Source organism: Streptosporangium nanhuense (assembly GCF_059358815.1).
The window spans coordinates 101,265-118,304 of sequence record NZ_JCADBG010000008.1; the positions used below are offsets into that span (position 1 = coordinate 101,265).

Below are 17,040 nucleotides of genomic sequence, written 5' to 3' on the forward strand. Positions count from 1 at the left end.
GTTCTTTTCAGTGAGGTGGCCATGGTTTCTTCGAGAAATGTCCCGGAGTGGTCGGAGGGCATGCGCATCCTGATGGTCGCGCCGCCCTGGTACGACGTGCCGCCCCAGGGATACGGGGGCATCGAGTCGATGGTGGCCGGTCTCGTCGCCGGGCTGACCCGGCGCGGGCACGACATCACGCTGATCGGGGCCGGCCGGGCGGGGACCTCCGCCCGCTTCCTGAGCACCTACGGGCGGGCGCCCTCGGAGCGGATCGGCGAGCCGCTGCCCGAGGTCCTGCACGCCGCCAAGGCGTACGCGATGACCTCGAAGCTCGTGGTGGACGTGATCCACGACCACACCCTGGCCGGGCCGCTGACCGCGCCCGCGCAGGTGGTCCCCACGGTGATCACCTGCCACGGGGAGGTGGGGGGCGAGTTCGGCGAGTACTACCGGGTGCTGGGTGAGGCCGTCTCGATGGTCGCCATCTCCGAGGCCCAGCGGCGCATCGCCCCCGACCTCAACTGGGCGGGGGTGGTCCACAACGGGGTCGACGTCACGGCCTTCCCGTTCAGGGAGCGCAAGGAGGACTGGGCGCTGTGGCTGGGCCGCTTCAACGAGGACAAGGGCGCCCACCTGGCCATCGACGCCGCCCGCGCCGCGGGACGGCGCATCCTGCTCGCCGGCAAGCTCACCGAGAAGATGGAGTACGACTACTTCGACGAGTACGTCAGGCCCAGGCTCGGCCCCGACGCCGAGTACGTCGGCGAGGCCGACACCGCGCGCAAGCACGAGCTGCTGGCGGCGGCCCGGTGCCTGATCTTCCCGATCGTGTGGGAGGAGCCGTTCGGCATGGTCATGATCGAGGCCATGGCCTGCGGCACGCCCGTGGTCGCCCTCTGCAGGGGCGCCGTGCCCGAGGTGGTCGTGGACGGGGTCACCGGATTCATCCGGAGCGACCCCTCGGAGCTGCCCGCCGCCGTCGAGGCGACGGGCGCGCTCGACCCGCGTGCCTGCCGCTCCCGGGTGGAGCGCTTCTTCGGCGTGGAGGTGATGGCCCGCGCGTACGAGGCGATCTACCGCAGGACGATCGCCGGGCTGCCCAGGCGGGTGGGGGAGAGCGCGGGCCGGAGCGCGGGGGAGAGCAGGGACCTGGCCATGCCCGTCAACTGAGACGCGCCTATGGTGGTTCGCGGCACAGAGATCGACGAGGATCACGGCGCGGCCCGCGGGTCCCGGCGGAAGGCGGAAGACGTCCATGGGTGAGTTCGTGCGGGTGGAGGCGGCCGACGGGGTCGCGACGATCAGGCTGGACCGGCCGAAGATGAACGCGCTCAACCGGCAGGTCCAGCTGGAGATCGCCGAGTGCGCCCGGCGGGTGGACGCCGACGACGACGTGAACGCCGTGGTCCTCTACGGCGGGAACGTCTTCGCGGCCGGGGCCGACATCAAGGAGATGGCCGGCATGTCGTACGCCGACATGGCGGTCCACTCGCAGGTCCTGCAGGACTGCTTCACCGCCGTCGCGAGGATCGGCAAGCCCGTCGTCGCGGCCGTGACCGGCTACGCGCTCGGCGGCGGCTGCGAGCTGGCGCTGTGCGCCGACGTCAGGATCGCCGGGGAGTCGGCCAAGCTGGGCCAGCCGGAGATCCTGCTGGGCATCATCCCCGGGGCGGGCGGCACCCAGAGGCTGCCCCGGCTGGTCGGCCCGGCCAGGGCCAAGGACCTCATCTTCACCGGGCGCCACGTGTCCGCCGCCGAGGCGCTGGCCATCGGCCTGGTGGACCGGGTCGTGCCCGACGAGGACGTGTACACCGAGGCCCTCGCGTACGCCGCCCGGTTCGCGGGAGGTCCCGCACTCGCGCTGCGCGCCGCGAAGAAGGCCGTGGACCGCGGCCTGGAGACCGATCTCGACACCGGCCTGGAGATCGAGCGCCTGCAGTTCTCCGGGCTGTTCGCCACCGACGACGCGGGAATCGGCATGCGGGCCTTCTCCGAGAAGTCGAAGGCCGAGTTCACCGGCCGCTGACCTGTTCGCCGGTCGAGGTGGAGCTTGTGGGGGATTGGTCCTGGATGATCGAGGATTGCCGGTATCGTGCCGGGTTATGGTGCGGTTGGTGAAGCGTGCGCTGGTGCCTGCCCCGCTGCGGCGGGCGGTTCTCGGCTGGTTCGACTCCCGGTACATCTCCAGGGCCGACCACAGGCAGGACGTCAAGGACGCGCTGTGGGAGGTCCAGACGCTGGCCAGGGAGGTCACCGCGCTGCGCGCGGAGGTCGTCGAGCTCCGCTCGCGGGTGGCCGGGGTCAAACTCGACCCGGCGCGGGCCAAGCGCTGGGACGACACCCACCGGCTGGCCCAGGAGACCGCGGTCGCGCTGGACGGGGTGCTCCAGAACGAGGTGCTGCTCTGGCAGGCCGTGGACCGCGCCACCGGGCGCGAGACGGGCACGGCCGGTACGGGCGGAGGCGGTACAGAGGGCACGGTGAGCAGGGTGAGCACGGTGGGCAGGGGAGACACGGCGTGAGAGTGGCCTGGACGGCCGACGGCGGCACCTGGCGTCTGGAGTTCCGGCTGGACCCCGAGGACGGCGTCACCGGCCACTGCGCCGACGGCGCGGCCCTGAAGCTCGCCACGAACACCTTCAGGGTCGAGCTGCCGCGGGCGCCGCGTGACATCCACCCGGACCTGCTCGCCCTCACCGCGTGGACCGTGGTCGCGCCGTGGACCCGGCGCCGCGTCACCTTCGACCGGCCGATCTCGCGGGAGCTCGCCGGGGCGATCGGCGACGGCTGGGGGATCGAGGCCGGTCCCACCGGGACCACCGGGGCGCGCTCCGGGGGCAGGCTGGCGATCTCCTACAGCGGCGGCGCCGACTCGGTCGCGGTGGCCGCGATGCTGCCCGACGCGCCGTTCGTGCACTTCCAGCGGGTCTCCCACCCGCGCGTTCCCAACCGGTGGACCCACTACCGCTCCGACGTGCTTGCCTCGCTGGCGAAGGAGACCGGCCGCGAGCTGACCGTCGTCCGCTCCGACCTGGAGTTCACCCTCGCCGAGCCCCGGCCCGGCTACCCCGAGCACCACGCGGTCGCCGCGGGCGCGCTGCTGATGGCCGACGAGCTCGACCTGGGCGGCCTGGCCTTCGGCTACGAGCTGGGGTCGCGCTGGCTGGGGGGCGCCCGCTACATCCACCGCTACACGCCCGACAACCTGATGTGGGCCCCGCACGGCGCCTGGGGACGGGCGTTCGCCGCCGCCGGGCTGCACATCGTGCTGCCGGTGGGCGGGGTGAGCGAGGCCGTCACGATGCGGCTCGCCCTGAACTCCGGTCTGCGCGGGCAGCTCCGCTGGTGCCTGCGCGGGGTGGGCGGCCCCTGCGGCACCTGCGGCAAGTGCCTGTACAAGGAGCTCATCCAGGCCGCCGTCGAGCGCCGCCCGCTGCGCACCACGATCACCGCGGGCCGCCCGGTCGCCCGCAAGTGGCAGGAGCCGCCCCCGTACGGCGGCCAGGAGATGATCGAGTACGGCTGCGCCCGGGTGCCCGGCATCGAGGACACGGTCTTCGCCGCGGCGGCGCGGTACCTCGGGGCGACCGAGGCCTCCACCGCCTGGCTGGACCGCTGCTACCCGCCCGCGGTCGCGGAGATCCCCGAACCGTGGCGCAAGCAGGTTCACGACTTCGTGGACGGGGAGATCGGTTTCATGAGCGAGGATGAGGCGCGCCGCGTCGAGACCTGGGGGATGACGTGAAGGTCTACCTCTCGGTCGACATGGAAGGGGTCACCGGGCTGACCGACCCCGAGGAGATGCACGCCGGGGGCCGGGGCTACGAGCGCGGCTGCGAGCTGATGACCGGCGACGCCAACGCGGCCGTCGAGGGGGTGTTCGACGCCGGGGCCACCGCCGTGCGCGTGAACGACGCCCACGGCTCGACCAAGAACCTCAGGATCGACCTGCTCGACGAGCGGGCGACCCTGCTGCGGGGCCCCGGCAAGCCGCTGCGGATGGGGCAGGGGCTGGACGCGAGCCACCGGGCGGCCTGCTTCGTCGGCTACCACGCGCGGGCCGGCGTCCAGCACGGGGTGCTCAACCACACCTGGATGGGCAAGGAGATCCACAACGTCTACCTCAACGGCGAGGTGTGCGGGGAGACCCGTCTCGTCGCCTCCTTCGCCGGGACGCTCGGCGTCCCCGTGATCCTGGTGACCGGGGACGAGGCCGTCTGCGAGGAGGCCAGGGAGCTGCTCGGCGACGTGGAGACCGTCGCGGTCAAGAAGGGCGTCGACAGGTTCGCCGCCGAGCTCCTGCCGCCCGCCGTCGCCCACGCCCGCATCCGCGAGGCCGCCGCCCGCGCGCTCGACCGGGTGGCCGACTTCCGTCTCTGCGTCCCCGAGCCGCCGTTCACCCTGGGTGTCGAGTGGAACTCCACCGCCATCGCCGCGGGATGCGCGATCATCCCCGGTGTGACGGCGGCGGGCCCGCGGCACACGGAGTTCACCACCGACGACTTCTCGCAGATCATGGCCCTGCTGGGGATCTTCGCCACGATCGGCGGCCACATCGCCTGCGGCAGCGGCGCGTACGGCTGACCCCCCGATCTCCCAAGATCTCCTTCGATGTCCTTCCCGCCCCCGCGCCCGAGGCCCCTCGACCCGGACGGCCCACGACGCGCGATCCCCCTCGACCCGACGCCCCTCCTCGACCCGACGGTGCCCGATGTTCCCTGACGACCCCCATGAGTGACGAGACGGACCCCGCGCGGGCCGACGACGCCGCCCCCGCCCTCGCCGAGACCTCCACCGCCAAGACCGCGCCCGCCGCCGGAGGGGGGCTGACGCGCAGGGCGCTGCTGGTCGGCGTGGGCGCGGCCGGGGGCGCCGGGGCCATGTTCGCGGCCATGGGCGCGCTCGGACTCGTCCCGGAGTCCCAGGACAGGAACTTCACGCCCCCGCAGCGCTCCGACTTCTCCCTTACCGGCAGGGCCGCGGCCAAGGTGGTCGTGATCGGCGCGGGCGTCGCCGGGCTGACCTGCGCCTACGAGCTGGGCAAGGCCGGGTACGACTGCACGGTCCTGGAGGCGTCCGGCCGGGTGGGCGGCAGGAACCTCACGCTGCGCGCGGGCGACCGGCTGGACGAGCTGGGCGGCGAGACGCAGACCGCGGAGTTCGGGGAGGGCATCTACTTCAACGCGGGGGCCGCGCGGATCGCGCCCTGGATGGTCACCATGGACTACTGCCGCGAGCTGGGCGTCCCCGTCGAGATCTTCGTCAACAACAACGCCTCGGCGTACGTCTACACGCGGGGCATGACCGCCCCGGCGCGGGCGCGCGCGGCCCGCGCGGACCTGTACGGCTACGTCGCGGAGCTGCTGGCCAAGGCGAGCAACGCGGGCGCGCTGAACCGCCGCCTGACCGCCGACGACCGCGAGCGGCTGGCGGAGTTCCTGCGGCGTTTCGGCGACCTCGGCCCCGACCTCGCCTACCGGCGGGACTCCAGGCGGCGGGGGTTCGAGACCTACCCCGGGGTGGGCGAGGGCGTCCCCGTGGGCCCGGCCTCCCCGCTGCGCGACGTGCTCGCCGCGGGCACCGGTAGGTACGTCACCATGGACTTCGGCTACGACCAGGTCATGCCCATGTTCCAGCCGGTGGGCGGCATGGACGTCATCACCGGCGCGCTCGCCGACGCGGTCGGCCGCGACCGGATCAGGACGGGCACGCCGGTCACCGGGATCAGGAACCTGGCCGACGGCGTGGAGGTCACCTACCGCGACGGCGACGGGGACGGCGTCGTGCGCGCCGACTACTGCGTCGCGACCATGCCGCCCCACCTGCTCGCGCGCCTGCCGCACAACCTCGGCACCCCGGTCACCGCCGCGCTCCGCACGCCCGTACCCGTCTCCGCCGGCAAGATCGGGCTGGAGTACGGGAGGCGCTGGTGGGAGATCGACGACCGCATCTACGGCGGCGCCAGCGAGACGGACCTGGACATCACCCACATCTGGTACCCCTCCTACGGCTTCCACTCCCGGGGCGGCCTGGTGGTCGGCTACTACAACGTCGAGGAGAACGCCGAGGCGTACACCGGCCTGTCCCACCGCGAGCGGCGGAACCGCGCGCTCACCCAGGGCAAGAAGATCCACGGGGAGAAGTACCGCGCCGAGCTGCGCTCCAGCGTCTCGATCGCCTGGAAGCGCCAGCCCTACATCGAGGGCGGCTGGGCGAGCTGGCCCTCCTTCGACGCCGCCTTCGACCTGCTGCAGCGCCCTGCGGGCCGGGTCTACCTCGCCGGCGACTGGCTCACGCACCTGACCGCCTGGCAGGCCGGTGCCATGCAGTCCGCGAGGAGGGCGGTCACCGATCTGCACCGGCGGGTGCTCCAGACGACCTCCTGAGTGTCCCCCCGCCGCCGTAAAGTCTCCGGTGCGAGAGAATCCCCGAAGGAATTCCTAGGGAGGCGAGACGGCGATGGCGATCGGGACGCTTGACTGGACGGGGGCCGCGGAGCGGCCGGACCTGCTGGCCGAGCCGGTGGCGCGGGCGATCGGCGGGCCGGGTGAGCTCGGGGGGCTCGGCGGGGTGACCGTCGCCGAGATCGACCCGGAGCTGGCCGACACGGCGGCCTTCTGCGAGCGCTACGGCGTGGGCACGGGCGAGTCGGCCAACTGCGTGATCGTGGCGGCCAGGCGCGCGGGTGAGACCCGCTACGCGGCGTGCGTGGTGCTCGCCACCACGAGGGCCGACGTCAACGGGGTGATCCGGCGCCACCTGGACGCACGGAAGATCTCGTTCGCGCCGATGGACGACGCGGTCGCGCTGACCGGCATGGAGTACGGCGGGATCACCCCGCTCGGCCTGCCCGAGGACTGGCCGGTGCTCGTCGACGAGGCGGTGGCGGCCCACCCCGAGGTGGTGATCGGCAGCGGCGTCCGCCGCTCCAAACTGGCCGTGCCCGGCTCCCTGCTCGCCGGGTTGAAGACGGCGCAGGTTCTCCACCTCGCCAACTGAAGCGGAAATGAGATTAAGTGAGAGCGGGAATCGGGAAACCGTCGGGGTTCTGTGAACGTTATTCAGTCGGAAAATGTGGCCCGATGGTTCATCTCGTGGGCGAGGTCTAAGCCGATATGGTGCTTCATGCCATGAATCAGGACGACCGATTGGGCCCTTACCGGCTGCTGCGGCGGCTCGGCGAGGGCGGTATGGGCGTGGTCCATCTAGCCGTCGACCCGCAGGGCCGGCAGGTGGCGGTGAAGGTCCTCCGCGCCGAGGTGGCGGGCGACGACGTCGCGCGTCGCCGTCTTTCGCGCGAGGTCGAGACGATGCGCCGCGTGCGCAGCGAGTACATCGCGGAGGTCCTCGACGCCGACGTGACCGGCCACCGCCCCTACATCGTGACGCGCTACGTCGCGGGCAGGCCGCTGGACGAGGTCATCAAGCAGGACGGCCCGATGGAGCTGCCCGCGCTGCTGCGGGTCGCGCACGGGGTGGCGTCGGCGCTGGCCGCCGTCCACTCGGTCGGGGTGATCCACCGCGACCTGAAGCCCGGCAACGTCCTCATCCTGGACGGCGAGCCGGTCCTCATCGACTTCGGCATCGCGCAGGCCGTCGACGCCACCAGGCTCACCCAGACCGGCATGTTCATCGGCACCCCCGGCTACCTCGCCCCCGAGATCATCGAGGGGCACGAGGCCGGGCCCGAGGTCGACGTGCACGCCTGGGCGGGCACCCTGGTCTTCGCCGCCACCGGCCTGCCGCCCTTCGGCAAGGGCACGCTGGAGATGATCTTCTACAACATCACCGCGGGCAAGGCGAACGTCGACGCCGTCCCCCAGGCGCTCCAGCCGGTGCTGCGGGCCGCGCTCCAGCGCGACCCGGCCAGGCGGCCCGCCGCCGCCGAGCTGGCGGCGCAGGTGGCGCGCCTGCTGCCCGGCCCCGGCACCGGCCCCGGCAGGTCCCGGGTGCCCGACGAGATCACCACGGTCTCGGAGTTCGACGACCCCGTCACCGGCTCCCGCGCCGCGCCCCCGGGCTCCTTCGGCGGCCCCGGAGGCACCGGCGCCCCGGTCCCGCGCGCCCCCGGGCGCCAGGGCTCCGAGGCCGACGGGCCGGGCGACGTGCCGACCCCGGTGGCGTCACGCCCCGCGGTCCAGCAGCCCACCTCCTGGCCCCCGGCCCCCGTGGTCCAGCCCCAGGAGTACGTCTCGCTGCTCGGCGAGGAGCAGCCCGACCCGTGGCCCACCCGCCGGGTGACGCCCGAGGAGCTGCGCCAGGCCGCGGCGGCCCAGCAGGCCGCGTACGACCTGCCCACCGGCATGCTCGCCCCCGAGGACGTCCCCACCCGGGGGCCCGCCCCGGGGGCCGTCCCCGGTCAGCAGACCCCCACCGCCCGCGACCAGCAGGGGGCGCGGTCCGACGACGGCGCCACGGCGCCGGTCGCCGACGGGGACATCCCCACCCAGCGGGTCCGTCCCCAGGACCTGCAGGAGTACATCCGCCAGTACACCGACCAGCAGGGCAGGCCCGGCGGGCCCGGCCAGCAGGCCCCGCCAGGTCAGCAGGGTCAGCGGGGCCGGTCACCGCTGCCCGGTGGCCAGCCCCCGCCGCCCTACCCGCAGCGGCAGGCCCCCTTCGACCAGCAGCGGACCCCGCACGTCCGCACCCCCGCCACCCCGCCCCCCTACCCCTATCCGCACCCCCAGCCCCAGCAGCAGCCGCAACAGCCCGTGCCGTCGGCGCTCCATCCCGGCCAGCGCCCGGGACACGCGTTGCAGCGTTCCAAGGCGTACGGGGTGGCGAGCGTGCTGATGCTGGTCGTCATGACGGCCGCGGCGGTCATCGCCCCAGTGATCGTCGCCGCGCTGGTGATCCCGGCGGTGATCCTGCTGCGCGCCGCCGACATCGCCCAGCCGGCGTTCAATGGCAGGAGGGGCGCGGGCGAGGCGGCGGCCGACGTCTTCCGGGTGCTCGGCCAGCCGGCCGCGCTCCTGAAGTCGATCGGCATCACCATCGCCCTCGTGCCGTACGCGCTGATCCTCGGCCTGCCGGTGACGCTCCTGCTCGCGGCGGTGCTGGTCAGGAGCATGCCGGTGACCAACGCGCTGAGCTGGGGCGTGGCCGTCGCGCTCTGGACCTTGTGCGCCGGACCCGGCGTAGAAGGCCCAAGCCGCCAGATGCGACGTACGCTGGCATCACTGCTGCCGTCACGCGGCGCGGCCATGCTCGCCGCCGCGGGGCTGGCGGCGGTGGCGGCGCTGATGGTCTTCCTGGCGATCGGCACCGTGGGAGACAAAGCACGACGGGCGGTGTGGACGCCGGTCGACGTCGGAACGGTGGAGCAGAAACTGACGGACCTACGAAAGAAGGCGGCGTGATGACCGGGGACACGCGGGCGCCCGAGCGGCTGGGTCCGTACCGCCTGCTCAGGAAGATCGGCGAGGGCGGCATGGGCGTCGTCCACCTCGGGCTCGACGAGGACGGGCGCGAGGTGGCCGTCAAGGTCCTGCACCCGCACGTGGCCGCCGACCTCAAGGCACGCGACCGGCTCACCCGCGAGGTGGAGACCATGCGGCGGGTGCGCAGCCCGCACGTCGCCGAGGTGCTCGACGCCGAGCTGACGGCCAAGCAGCCCTACATCGTGACCCGGTTCGCGCCGGGGCGCACGCTGGAGGAGACCGTCCTGGAGGACGGCCCGCTCTCCGCCGACCAGGTCATCCGGCTGGCGCAGGGCATGTGCGCGGCGCTGGTGGCCATCCACGCCGCCGACGTCATCCACCGCGACTTCAAGCCGTCCAACGTGATGATCGTCAACGGTGACCCGCTGGTCATCGACTTCGGCATCGCCCACCTGGTCAACGCGACCCGGCTCACCCAGACCGGCATGTTCGTCGGCACCCCCGGCTACCTCGCCCCGGAGATCATCCGCGACTCCGAGATCACCCAGGCGGCCGACGTGCACGCGCTGGCCTCGACGGTCTTCTTCGGCGCGACCGGCAAGCCGCCGTTCGGCACGGGCAGCTTCGAGGTCGTCTGCTTCAACATCATGGAGGGCCGGGCCAACGTCGACCTGGCTCCCGCGTGGCTGCGCGGCTGGCTGCGGCGGGCCCTCGCCGTCGACCCCGTCGCCCGGCCTTCCGCGACGGAGCTGCACCGGATGGCCCGCGCCCTCGACCCGAGAGTGACGGCCTTCCAGGAGACGCCGCCCACCTCCGTCCTCGACGGCGGCGGGACGAAGGTCCTCAACGCCGACGGCACCAGGGTCCTGGACGGCCAGCCCACGCCCCCCTCCCCGTCCGCTCCCGGGCCCTCCGCGCCGCCGCGCAACGGCACCCGCGCGCTGCCGCAGGACGGCACCTACTCCGACCTGCTCCCGCCGGTCGAGTACGCCAAGCCCGAGCGGCGCGAGCGCAGGCCCAGGCAGGAGCAGGGCCAGGGGTCCGCCGCGACGGCCCCGCCCCCGTACGTCCCGGCCTCCAAGCCGCCGCCCTACGTCCCCGCGCCGCCCTCGGCGCAGGCCAGGGCCGCGGCCCCGCCGCCCTTCGCCGACCAGCGGGTGGCCGGGTATCCCGCGCCGCCGCCCACCGGCCAGGCGCGGCCCTACCCGCCGCCGGTCCAGGCGCGGCGTGAGGCCCCCACCCAGGACCGGCCCGCGCCCGCGCCCCGCACCCCTCCGCAGGAGCGCTACCGCGCCGCCCACCCGCTGGCGTCGGTGCTGCTGCTCACGATCCTGGTGGCGCTGGCCTGCGTGCTGCCCGTGGTGGTGAGCGCGTTCGCGCTGGTCGCCGCATTGTGCCTGCGGGTGGGCGAGCACCTGCTCGGCGACCTGGCCCAGCGCCGCTCCATCCGGGGCAACAGCGCGAGCGACCCCCTGCTCGCGGTGCTCGGCACCCCGTGGGCGCTGATCAGGTCCGCGTTCGGGACGCTGGTCAGCGCGGCGCTGTCCGCCATGTTCGGCATGTGCGTGTGGGGGTTCCTCGTCTACGCCGGCGACATGAACAAGAACTTCGCCGCCGCCTACGCCGCCGGTGCCTTCGTGGCCGGGCTGTTCGTCCTGCCCGGCGGCGGCAAGCCCCGCAAGGCCGTCGCCCGCACGCTGAGCGGGGTCATCCGGAGCCCCGGCGCGGGCATGGTGACCACGATCGTGCTGGGCACGCTGGCCTTCTTCGCGGTCATGGCGGCGTTCAGCGTGGTCCCGTCCTTCTCGCCGTGGCGCAACCCGACCGCTGTCGTCGACAGCCTCACGGCGCAGTGGCGGGAGTCGGTGGACCAGGGCACGATGGGCGTGCTCGACCTCGTCGGCGGTCTCTTCGACAGCCTGATGAGCAGCCTCGGCCTGGGGTTCCTGACGTTCTGGAAGTAGTGGCCCCGCCGGCGGGTGTTTCCCGGCCGCCGACCGGTGCGCGACGGCCTTCTCTGCGGCACGATGGAGGAGACCCGCCGGAAGGAGTCGCATGGTTGCGCCGGACGGTGAACGTCTTGGCCCCTACCGCCTGCTGTCGAGACTGGGCGCCGGAGGTTTCGGCGAGGTCCACCTGGCGCTCGACCCCCAGGGCCGCACGGTCGCGGTCAAGATCCTGCACCCGCACGTCGCGGCCGACGAGACGGCCCTGACCAGGCTGTCCCGCGAGGTCGAGACCATGCGGCTGGTCCAGGGCCCGCGTGTCGCCGAGATCCTGGACGCCTCCCTGGAGGGGGCCCGCCCCTACCTGGTCACCCGCTACGTGCAGGGCCGCCCTCTCGGCGCGGTGGTCGCCGCCGACGGGCCGATCTCCGGCGACTCCCTCGTACGGCTGGCGCGCGGCCTGGCCGAGGCCCTGGCCACCGTGCACGCCGCCGGGGTGGTGCACCGCGACCTCAAGCCCGCCAACGTGATCCTGACCGACGGGGAGCCGGTCGTCATCGACTTCGGCATCGCCTCCGCGCTCGACTCGCCCTCGGTCACCGCCTCGGGGGCCGTGCTCGGCACGCCCGGCTACCTGGCGCCCGAGGTGCTGGAGGGGGCCGAGGCCGGCTCCGAGGCCGACGTCTTCGCGTTCGGGGCGACGCTGGCGTACGCGTCCACCGGACGGCACCCCTACGGCACCGGCCCGGCGTCGGCGATCGGCTACCGCGTCGTCCACCACTCTCCCGACCTCGACGGCGTTCCCGAATGGCTGGGTCCGACGCTCGGGGAGTGCCTGCTGCGCGACCCCGCGGCCCGGCCGCCCACGGACGCGCTCCTGACGCGGGTGGGCGGCACCCCCGTCGTCCGGCCGGCCGGGCAGCGCCAGGTTCCCGCCGAGTCCCGGAAGGCCACCTGGGCCGAGGGCGCGTGGCGGCGGGCGGCGGCGTTCCGCGACCCCCCGCCGTTCGCGGGAGCGGACTCCCCCGGTGCCGCGGCGTTCCCGGAGGCCCGGCCCCACGACGTCCAGGTGCCGAAGGCCAGGCGGCCCCAGGACTCCCCGGACACCGGGATGCAGGATCTCGGCACCCGGGAGTGGCGGCCGGGGCGGTCGCGCCCGCAGACCGGCAGGCCCTCGCCGGAGGAGGCCCGCGAGCGCCGCAGGGTCGTCCTGCACCGCCGCTGGGTCGTCGGCACCGGCCTGCTCGTCTCCCTGCTGGCCGCGACCGCCAGGGAACCGCTGCCCGAGGTGGCGCTGCTGTTCCTGGCGGGGTACGGCTCGGTGATGCTCGTGGACGCGGGCATCGCCCTGTTCGCCCGCCGGGACCGCGGGCGCATGATCCTCGACCTGGCGGCCGGGGCCGGGACCGTCGCGCTGGGGGCGGCCCTCAGCGCGTTCTTCAGCACGTTCACCCTGGCGCTCGCGCTGGGCACCGTCGTCTTCGTCCTGGTCGCGATCCTGGTGGCCAGCTGAGCGGGCCGATGCCGGGGCCGGGGCGTGGGACGGGGGCGTGCGCGGGGCGCGGAACCCGCACGCGAATACCGGAACATAGTTCGGTAAGGTAGGGGTGGCGGTCCTCGGGGAAGGTAACGGCCGCTCGGCGCAAGCCGCGCAACCTGGCGGTTTGCACCTAAGCTACCGATGGGTAACATAATTGCGGGGGGCCGGGACGGGCACGTACCGACCGGGCCACCCGCTGCCAGGCCCCCCGAGGGCACCTGGCAGTCTTGGCAGCGCGTGCACGTACCCCGCGTGCACGTACCGCATCCGGCGTCAACCGCAGCGACGCGGTGGCGCAGGCGAACACGGGAGGTCGGCCACCGGCCATGAACATCGTCGTCTGCGTGAAGCAGGTCCCCGACACGGCGACCGAGCGCAAGCTGAAGTCCGATGACAATACGCTCGACCGCGATGCCGCCGACGGCGTCATCAACGAGCTGTGCGAATACGCGGTCGAGGAGGCGCTGCGCCTGAAGGAGGCCCACGGCGGTGAGGTGACCGTCCTCACCATGGGTCCCGCCAAGGCGAGCGACACCATCCGCAAGGCCCTGGCCATGGGTGCCGACAAGGCCGTCCACCTGGTGGACGACGCACTGCACGGCTCGGACGCCCTGGGCACCTCCCACGCCCTGGCACAGACCCTCAAGAAGATCGGTTTCGATCTGGTCGTGCTCGGCTCGGAGTCGACGGACGCCCGCACCGGGGTCCTCGCCGCCATGCTGGCCGAGCGCCTCGGCGTGCCGCAGCTCACCTTCGCCAACCAGGTGCAGGTCGACGGGGGCTCCATCTCCATCCAGCGCGTCACCGACTACGGCTACGACAAGGTCGAAGCCTCGCTGCCCGCCGTCGTCTCCGTCGTGGAGAAGATCAACGAGCCGCGCTACCCGTCCTTCAAGGGCATCATGGCCGCCAAGAAGAAGCCGGTCGAGAAGCTCGGCGTCGCCGACGCCGAGATCGACGCCTCCCAGGTGGGCCTGGCCAACTCCTGGAGCGAGGTCGCAGACTTCGCGGTCGCCCCGCCGCGCGCGGCGGGCACGGTCGTCAAGGACGAGGGCGACGGTGGCGTGAAGGCCGCCGACTTCCTCGCGTCGAAGAAGTTCGTCTGAGAGCGGGGGTTAGCTGCAATGTCCGAGATTCTCGTTCTGGTCGAGCACGTCGAGGGCCAGGTCAAGAAGGTCACCCTTGAGCTGCTGACGCTCGCCAGGAAGCTGGGCACCCCGGCGGCGGTCTGGACGGGCGCGGGCTACTCTCCCGAGGCCCAGGCCAGGCTGGCCGAGTACGGCGCGGAGAAGATCTACCTGGCCGACTCCGACGAGGTCAGCGACTACGTCGTGGCCCCCAAGGCGGAGCTGCTCGCCCACCTCGTGGGGGAGAGGTCGCCGGCCGCGGTGCTCGTCGCCGCGACGGCCGAGGCCAAGGAGATCGCCGGCCGTCTCGCCATCAAGATCGACTCCGGTGTGCTCACCGACGTCGTGGGCATCGAGGACGGCCTGGTCGCCGACCAGTCCATCTTCGGCGGCGGCATCAACGTCCGGTCGCGCGTGACCAAGGGCACCCCGATCGTCGCGGTGCGCCCCAACGCCACCCCGGTCGAGGCGGCCGCGGGCGCGGGCACCGAGGAGCGCGTCGCCTTCACCGTGTCCGACGCCGCCAAGGGCGCCAGGATCGTGGAGCGGGTCAAGGAGGAGAAGGGCGCGCGCCCGGAGCTCACCGAGGCCGCGATCGTGGTCTCCGGTGGCCGGGGCGTCGGCTCGGCCGAGAAGTTCTCGATCATCGAGGACCTGGCCGACTCGCTCGGCGCGGCCGTCGGCGCCTCCCGTGCCGCCACCGACGCGGGCTGGTACCCACACCAGTTCCAGGTCGGCCAGACCGGCAAGACCGTCTCGCCGCAGCTGTACATCGCGGCGGGCATCTCCGGGGCCATCCAGCACCGGGCCGGGATGCAGACCGCCAAGACGATCGTCGCGATCAACAAGGACCCCGAGGCGCCGATCTTCGAGCTCGCCGACTACGGCGTCGTGGGCGACCTGCACCAGATCGTCCCGCAGCTGACCCAGGAGGTCACCAAGCGCAAGTGACCGGCAGGTCACAGCGCATCACGGCGCATCCGGGGGTACGGGCACACTGTGCCCGTACCCCCGGTTCGTCCAGGCAGGGGCGGGGTCAGGCCGCGATGGAGAGCTCGCGCCTGGCGGTCTCCATCGGGACGACGACCGCGCGGGGGCGGGGCAGGAACCACGCGGCCACCGCGATCAGGACGCCGAGCACCACGGCGATGCCGAGGCCGACCCTGAGCGTGACCAGATCGGAGAGGAAACCGATGATCACGGGGCCGAGGAGCAGTCCCGCGTAGCCCATCGCGCCGGTCTGGGCGATGGCCGGTCCGGGGTCGCCGGTCGCGCCGCCCGCCAGGGACATGGCCGTCGGCGAGACCGTCGCCACGGCCACGCCCACGAACAGCATCGCCGAGACGGCGATCGGCGCCGTGGGGGCCGTGAGGACCACGCCGAAGGTCGCGGCGGTGGCCAGGCCGGAGGCGACCATCATGCCGCGGGCACCGAAGCGGGCCCGGACGCGGTCACCGGTGAGGCGCCCGGCCAGCATGCCCGCCTCGAAGATCGGGTATCCCAGCGCCGCGAGCGCCTCCGGCGCGCCCAGCACGTTCCGCAGGTACAGGCCGTTCCAGTCGGCGACCGTACCCTCGACCATGAACGCGCAGAAGGCGATCGCGCCGAGAAGGTAGATCACCGGGGGCATCCGGCGCCGCGCCGTGCCCCGGCCCTCGGCCGGACGGCCGGTGGCCGTGACCGGGTCGGGCAGGTAGGAGCGGCTGACGAGGACCGCCACGGGGAGCGCGAGCAGGGCGACCAGGGTCAGGTGGACCGTGATCGAGAGTCCCGCCGCGATCGCCGCGGTGCCCAGCAGGCCCGCGGAGATCGCCCCCACGCACCAGCCGGCGTGCATGCCGTTCATCAGCGGACGCCCGTAGGCGCGCTCGACCGTCGATCCCTGCGCGTTCATCGCCACGTCCACCGCGCCGAACGCCATGCCGAACAGGCCGCTCGCGGCCAGCGCCAGGGGGAACGACGGCGCCACCGCGAGCAGCGCCAGGGTGGTCGCGGTCAGGGGAGCCGCGACCCGCAGGATGTTCCGGCTGCCGAAGCGTGTCATCACCCCGCGCATCGACTGCATGGTGATGAGCGCTCCCAGCCCCCACACGAGGAGGGTGGCGCCCACCGACGCCTCGGAAAGCCCGAGTTTGTCGGAGAGCGCCGGAATGCGCACGGTCATCGATCCGCACAGCAGGCCTGCGAGCACGAATGTGAGAACCGCTCCGGTTCGAGCCGCTCTCAGGTCGCGGGTCATGACTCAATCCCTTCAATAAATGTTTTGACAAACCGGGGAGCGGGCACATTGAAATCGGTCGCTTTCGCGCGTGCGAAAGCGACCACCAATCTTTGTGAGTGTTTCCCCTGGTCAGGTGAATGATCAGACGGGTGCCCGCGGACCGGCGCGTCGCGGTGCCGGGGTGATCAGGCGGGCAGGGGTGTCAGAGCGAGGGCGTCAGGGCGAGGGCGTCAGGCGGGCAGCAGGGCCAGCAGGCGCCGTTTCAGCACCTCGAAGTGCTCGGCGTCGTAGAGGTCGGGGTCGTGGCTCGCCACATCCCACAGGCCCTCGCAGGCCAGGCGCACGATCTGCGCGGCCTCCGGGTCGGGCTCGCTGTCGAGCCCCTCGCGGTGCCAGCGGGCCATCGCCACCCGCAGCGGTGCCAGGAGATAGAGGTTGCCGGATGCCCCGGTCACCACGGCCCAGCGCCGCAGCCTGCCGCTCTGCACGGCGGCGAACGTGGCCGCCAGGTAGTTCTTGGTGTAGGTGTCGTGGCCCTGGGCCGCGACGATCTCGTCGAACTCCTCGATCAGCCGCTCGACCATGCCCTTGATCAGGGCTTCCTTCGTACCGAAGTGGTAGAGCAGGCCGCCCTTGCTACATCCGGCGCGCTCCGCGACGGTCGCCAGGGTGAGTGCCTGAGAGCCCTGGTCGCAGAGCAGATCCTCTGCCGCGTCCAACAGCTCTTCCCGTCTCATGCCGGTTACTGTACCGTCTGGACGGTTTAGTGGTCAACTCCGCGGATCGGGCCCTCCGCGGGCGCGGATACGCTTGGAAGGTTGACAGCGAGTTGGGGGAGGGG

At 73.0% G+C, this 17,040-nt stretch carries 14 protein-coding genes; 12 read left to right on the plus strand and 2 right to left on the minus strand.

From position 1 onward, the window contains the following. Positions 1 to 21 precede the first annotated feature (21 nt). The 12 genes from AC5L38_RS17375 (at position 22) to AC5L38_RS17430 (ending at position 14,929) form a co-directional block, all read left to right on the plus strand. Positions 22 to 1,152, plus strand: coding sequence for a glycosyltransferase family 4 protein (locus tag AC5L38_RS17375; protein WP_495243835.1), 1,131 nt, complete (start codon positions 22 to 24; stop codon positions 1,150 to 1,152). 85 nt (positions 1,153 to 1,237) lie between these two features. Beyond that, entirely contained in the window at positions 1,238 to 2,008 is a 771-nt protein-coding gene (locus AC5L38_RS17380; RefSeq protein ID WP_495243836.1) for an enoyl-CoA hydratase/isomerase family protein, read from the plus strand. An 88-nt stretch (positions 2,009 to 2,096) separates the two neighbouring features. Next, positions 2,097 to 2,504, plus strand: coding sequence for a hypothetical protein (locus AC5L38_RS17385; RefSeq protein WP_495243837.1), 408 nt, complete (start codon positions 2,097 to 2,099; stop codon positions 2,502 to 2,504). Continuing rightward, positions 2,501 to 3,727: a DUF6395 domain-containing protein gene (locus tag AC5L38_RS17390; RefSeq protein WP_495243838.1), complete on the plus strand. Its 1,227-nt coding sequence runs from the start codon at positions 2,501 to 2,503 to the stop codon at positions 3,725 to 3,727. The genes AC5L38_RS17385 and AC5L38_RS17390 overlap by 4 nt, the downstream gene beginning before the upstream one ends. After that, positions 3,724 to 4,566: a M55 family metallopeptidase gene (locus tag AC5L38_RS17395; protein ID WP_495243839.1), complete on the plus strand. Its 843-nt coding sequence runs from the start codon at positions 3,724 to 3,726 to the stop codon at positions 4,564 to 4,566. Before AC5L38_RS17390 ends, AC5L38_RS17395 begins: the two co-directional genes overlap by 4 nt. A gap of 146 nt (positions 4,567 to 4,712) precedes the next feature. Further along, complete coding sequence (locus tag AC5L38_RS17400) at positions 4,713 to 6,368, plus strand: flavin monoamine oxidase family protein (RefSeq protein WP_495243840.1); 1,656 nt, start codon at positions 4,713 to 4,715, stop codon at positions 6,366 to 6,368. Positions 6,369 to 6,441: 73 nt separating this feature from the next. Beyond that, positions 6,442 to 6,981, plus strand: coding sequence for a YbaK/EbsC family protein (locus AC5L38_RS17405; RefSeq protein WP_495243841.1), 540 nt, complete (start codon positions 6,442 to 6,444; stop codon positions 6,979 to 6,981). A gap of 131 nt (positions 6,982 to 7,112) precedes the next feature. Continuing rightward, positions 7,113 to 9,344 (plus strand): serine/threonine-protein kinase, encoded by a 2,232-nt coding sequence (locus tag AC5L38_RS17410; RefSeq protein WP_495243842.1) that lies wholly within the window; start codon positions 7,113 to 7,115, stop codon positions 9,342 to 9,344. Then, positions 9,344 to 11,329: a serine/threonine-protein kinase gene (locus AC5L38_RS17415; RefSeq protein WP_495243843.1), complete on the plus strand. Its 1,986-nt coding sequence runs from the start codon at positions 9,344 to 9,346 to the stop codon at positions 11,327 to 11,329. The genes AC5L38_RS17410 and AC5L38_RS17415 overlap by 1 nt, the downstream gene beginning before the upstream one ends. A gap of 91 nt (positions 11,330 to 11,420) precedes the next feature. Further along, a complete protein-coding gene (locus tag AC5L38_RS17420; RefSeq protein WP_495243844.1) occupies positions 11,421 to 12,824 on the plus strand; it encodes a serine/threonine-protein kinase in 1,404 nt (467 codons plus the stop codon). A 353-nt stretch (positions 12,825 to 13,177) separates the two neighbouring features. After that, positions 13,178 to 13,957: an electron transfer flavoprotein subunit beta/FixA family protein gene (locus AC5L38_RS17425; protein ID WP_495243845.1), complete on the plus strand. Its 780-nt coding sequence runs from the start codon at positions 13,178 to 13,180 to the stop codon at positions 13,955 to 13,957. 18 nt (positions 13,958 to 13,975) lie between these two features. Next, positions 13,976 to 14,929, plus strand: coding sequence for an electron transfer flavoprotein subunit alpha/FixB family protein (locus AC5L38_RS17430; RefSeq protein ID WP_495243846.1), 954 nt, complete (start codon positions 13,976 to 13,978; stop codon positions 14,927 to 14,929). An 85-nt stretch (positions 14,930 to 15,014) separates the two neighbouring features. Here AC5L38_RS17430 and AC5L38_RS17435 read toward each other — a convergent pair whose 3' ends face one another. After that, positions 15,015 to 16,217, minus strand: a complete 1,203-nt coding sequence (locus AC5L38_RS17435; RefSeq protein ID WP_495243847.1) for an MFS transporter — start codon at positions 16,215 to 16,217, stop codon at positions 15,015 to 15,017. Between the two features lie 212 nt (positions 16,218 to 16,429). Continuing rightward, entirely contained in the window at positions 16,430 to 16,936 is a 507-nt protein-coding gene (locus AC5L38_RS17440; RefSeq protein ID WP_495243848.1) for a TetR/AcrR family transcriptional regulator, read from the minus strand. Between the last annotated feature and the right edge of the window lie 104 nt (positions 16,937 to 17,040).

Bases quoted from the DNA above. Each gene is read 5' to 3' on its own strand.
- AC5L38_RS17375 (WP_495243835.1), top strand. From the start codon at position 22: ATGGTTTCTTCGAGAAATGTCCCGGAGTGGTCGGAGGGCATGCGCATC.
- AC5L38_RS17415 (WP_495243843.1), top strand. From the start codon at position 9,344: ATGACCGGGGACACGCGGGCGCCCGAGCGGCTGGGTCCGTACCGCCTG.
- AC5L38_RS17400 (WP_495243840.1), top strand. From the start codon at position 4,713: ATGAGTGACGAGACGGACCCCGCGCGGGCCGACGACGCCGCCCCCGCC.
- AC5L38_RS17380 (WP_495243836.1), top strand. From the start codon at position 1,238: ATGGGTGAGTTCGTGCGGGTGGAGGCGGCCGACGGGGTCGCGACGATC.
- AC5L38_RS17410 (WP_495243842.1), top strand. From the start codon at position 7,113: ATGAATCAGGACGACCGATTGGGCCCTTACCGGCTGCTGCGGCGGCTC.
- AC5L38_RS17420 (WP_495243844.1), top strand. From the start codon at position 11,421: ATGGTTGCGCCGGACGGTGAACGTCTTGGCCCCTACCGCCTGCTGTCG.
- AC5L38_RS17430 (WP_495243846.1), top strand. From the start codon at position 13,976: ATGTCCGAGATTCTCGTTCTGGTCGAGCACGTCGAGGGCCAGGTCAAG.
- AC5L38_RS17435 (WP_495243847.1), bottom strand. From the start codon at position 16,217: ATGACCCGCGACCTGAGAGCGGCTCGAACCGGAGCGGTTCTCACATTC.
- AC5L38_RS17440 (WP_495243848.1), bottom strand. From the start codon at position 16,936: ATGAGACGGGAAGAGCTGTTGGACGCGGCAGAGGATCTGCTCTGCGAC.
- AC5L38_RS17405 (WP_495243841.1), top strand. From the start codon at position 6,442: ATGGCGATCGGGACGCTTGACTGGACGGGGGCCGCGGAGCGGCCGGAC.
- AC5L38_RS17425 (WP_495243845.1), top strand. From the start codon at position 13,178: ATGAACATCGTCGTCTGCGTGAAGCAGGTCCCCGACACGGCGACCGAG.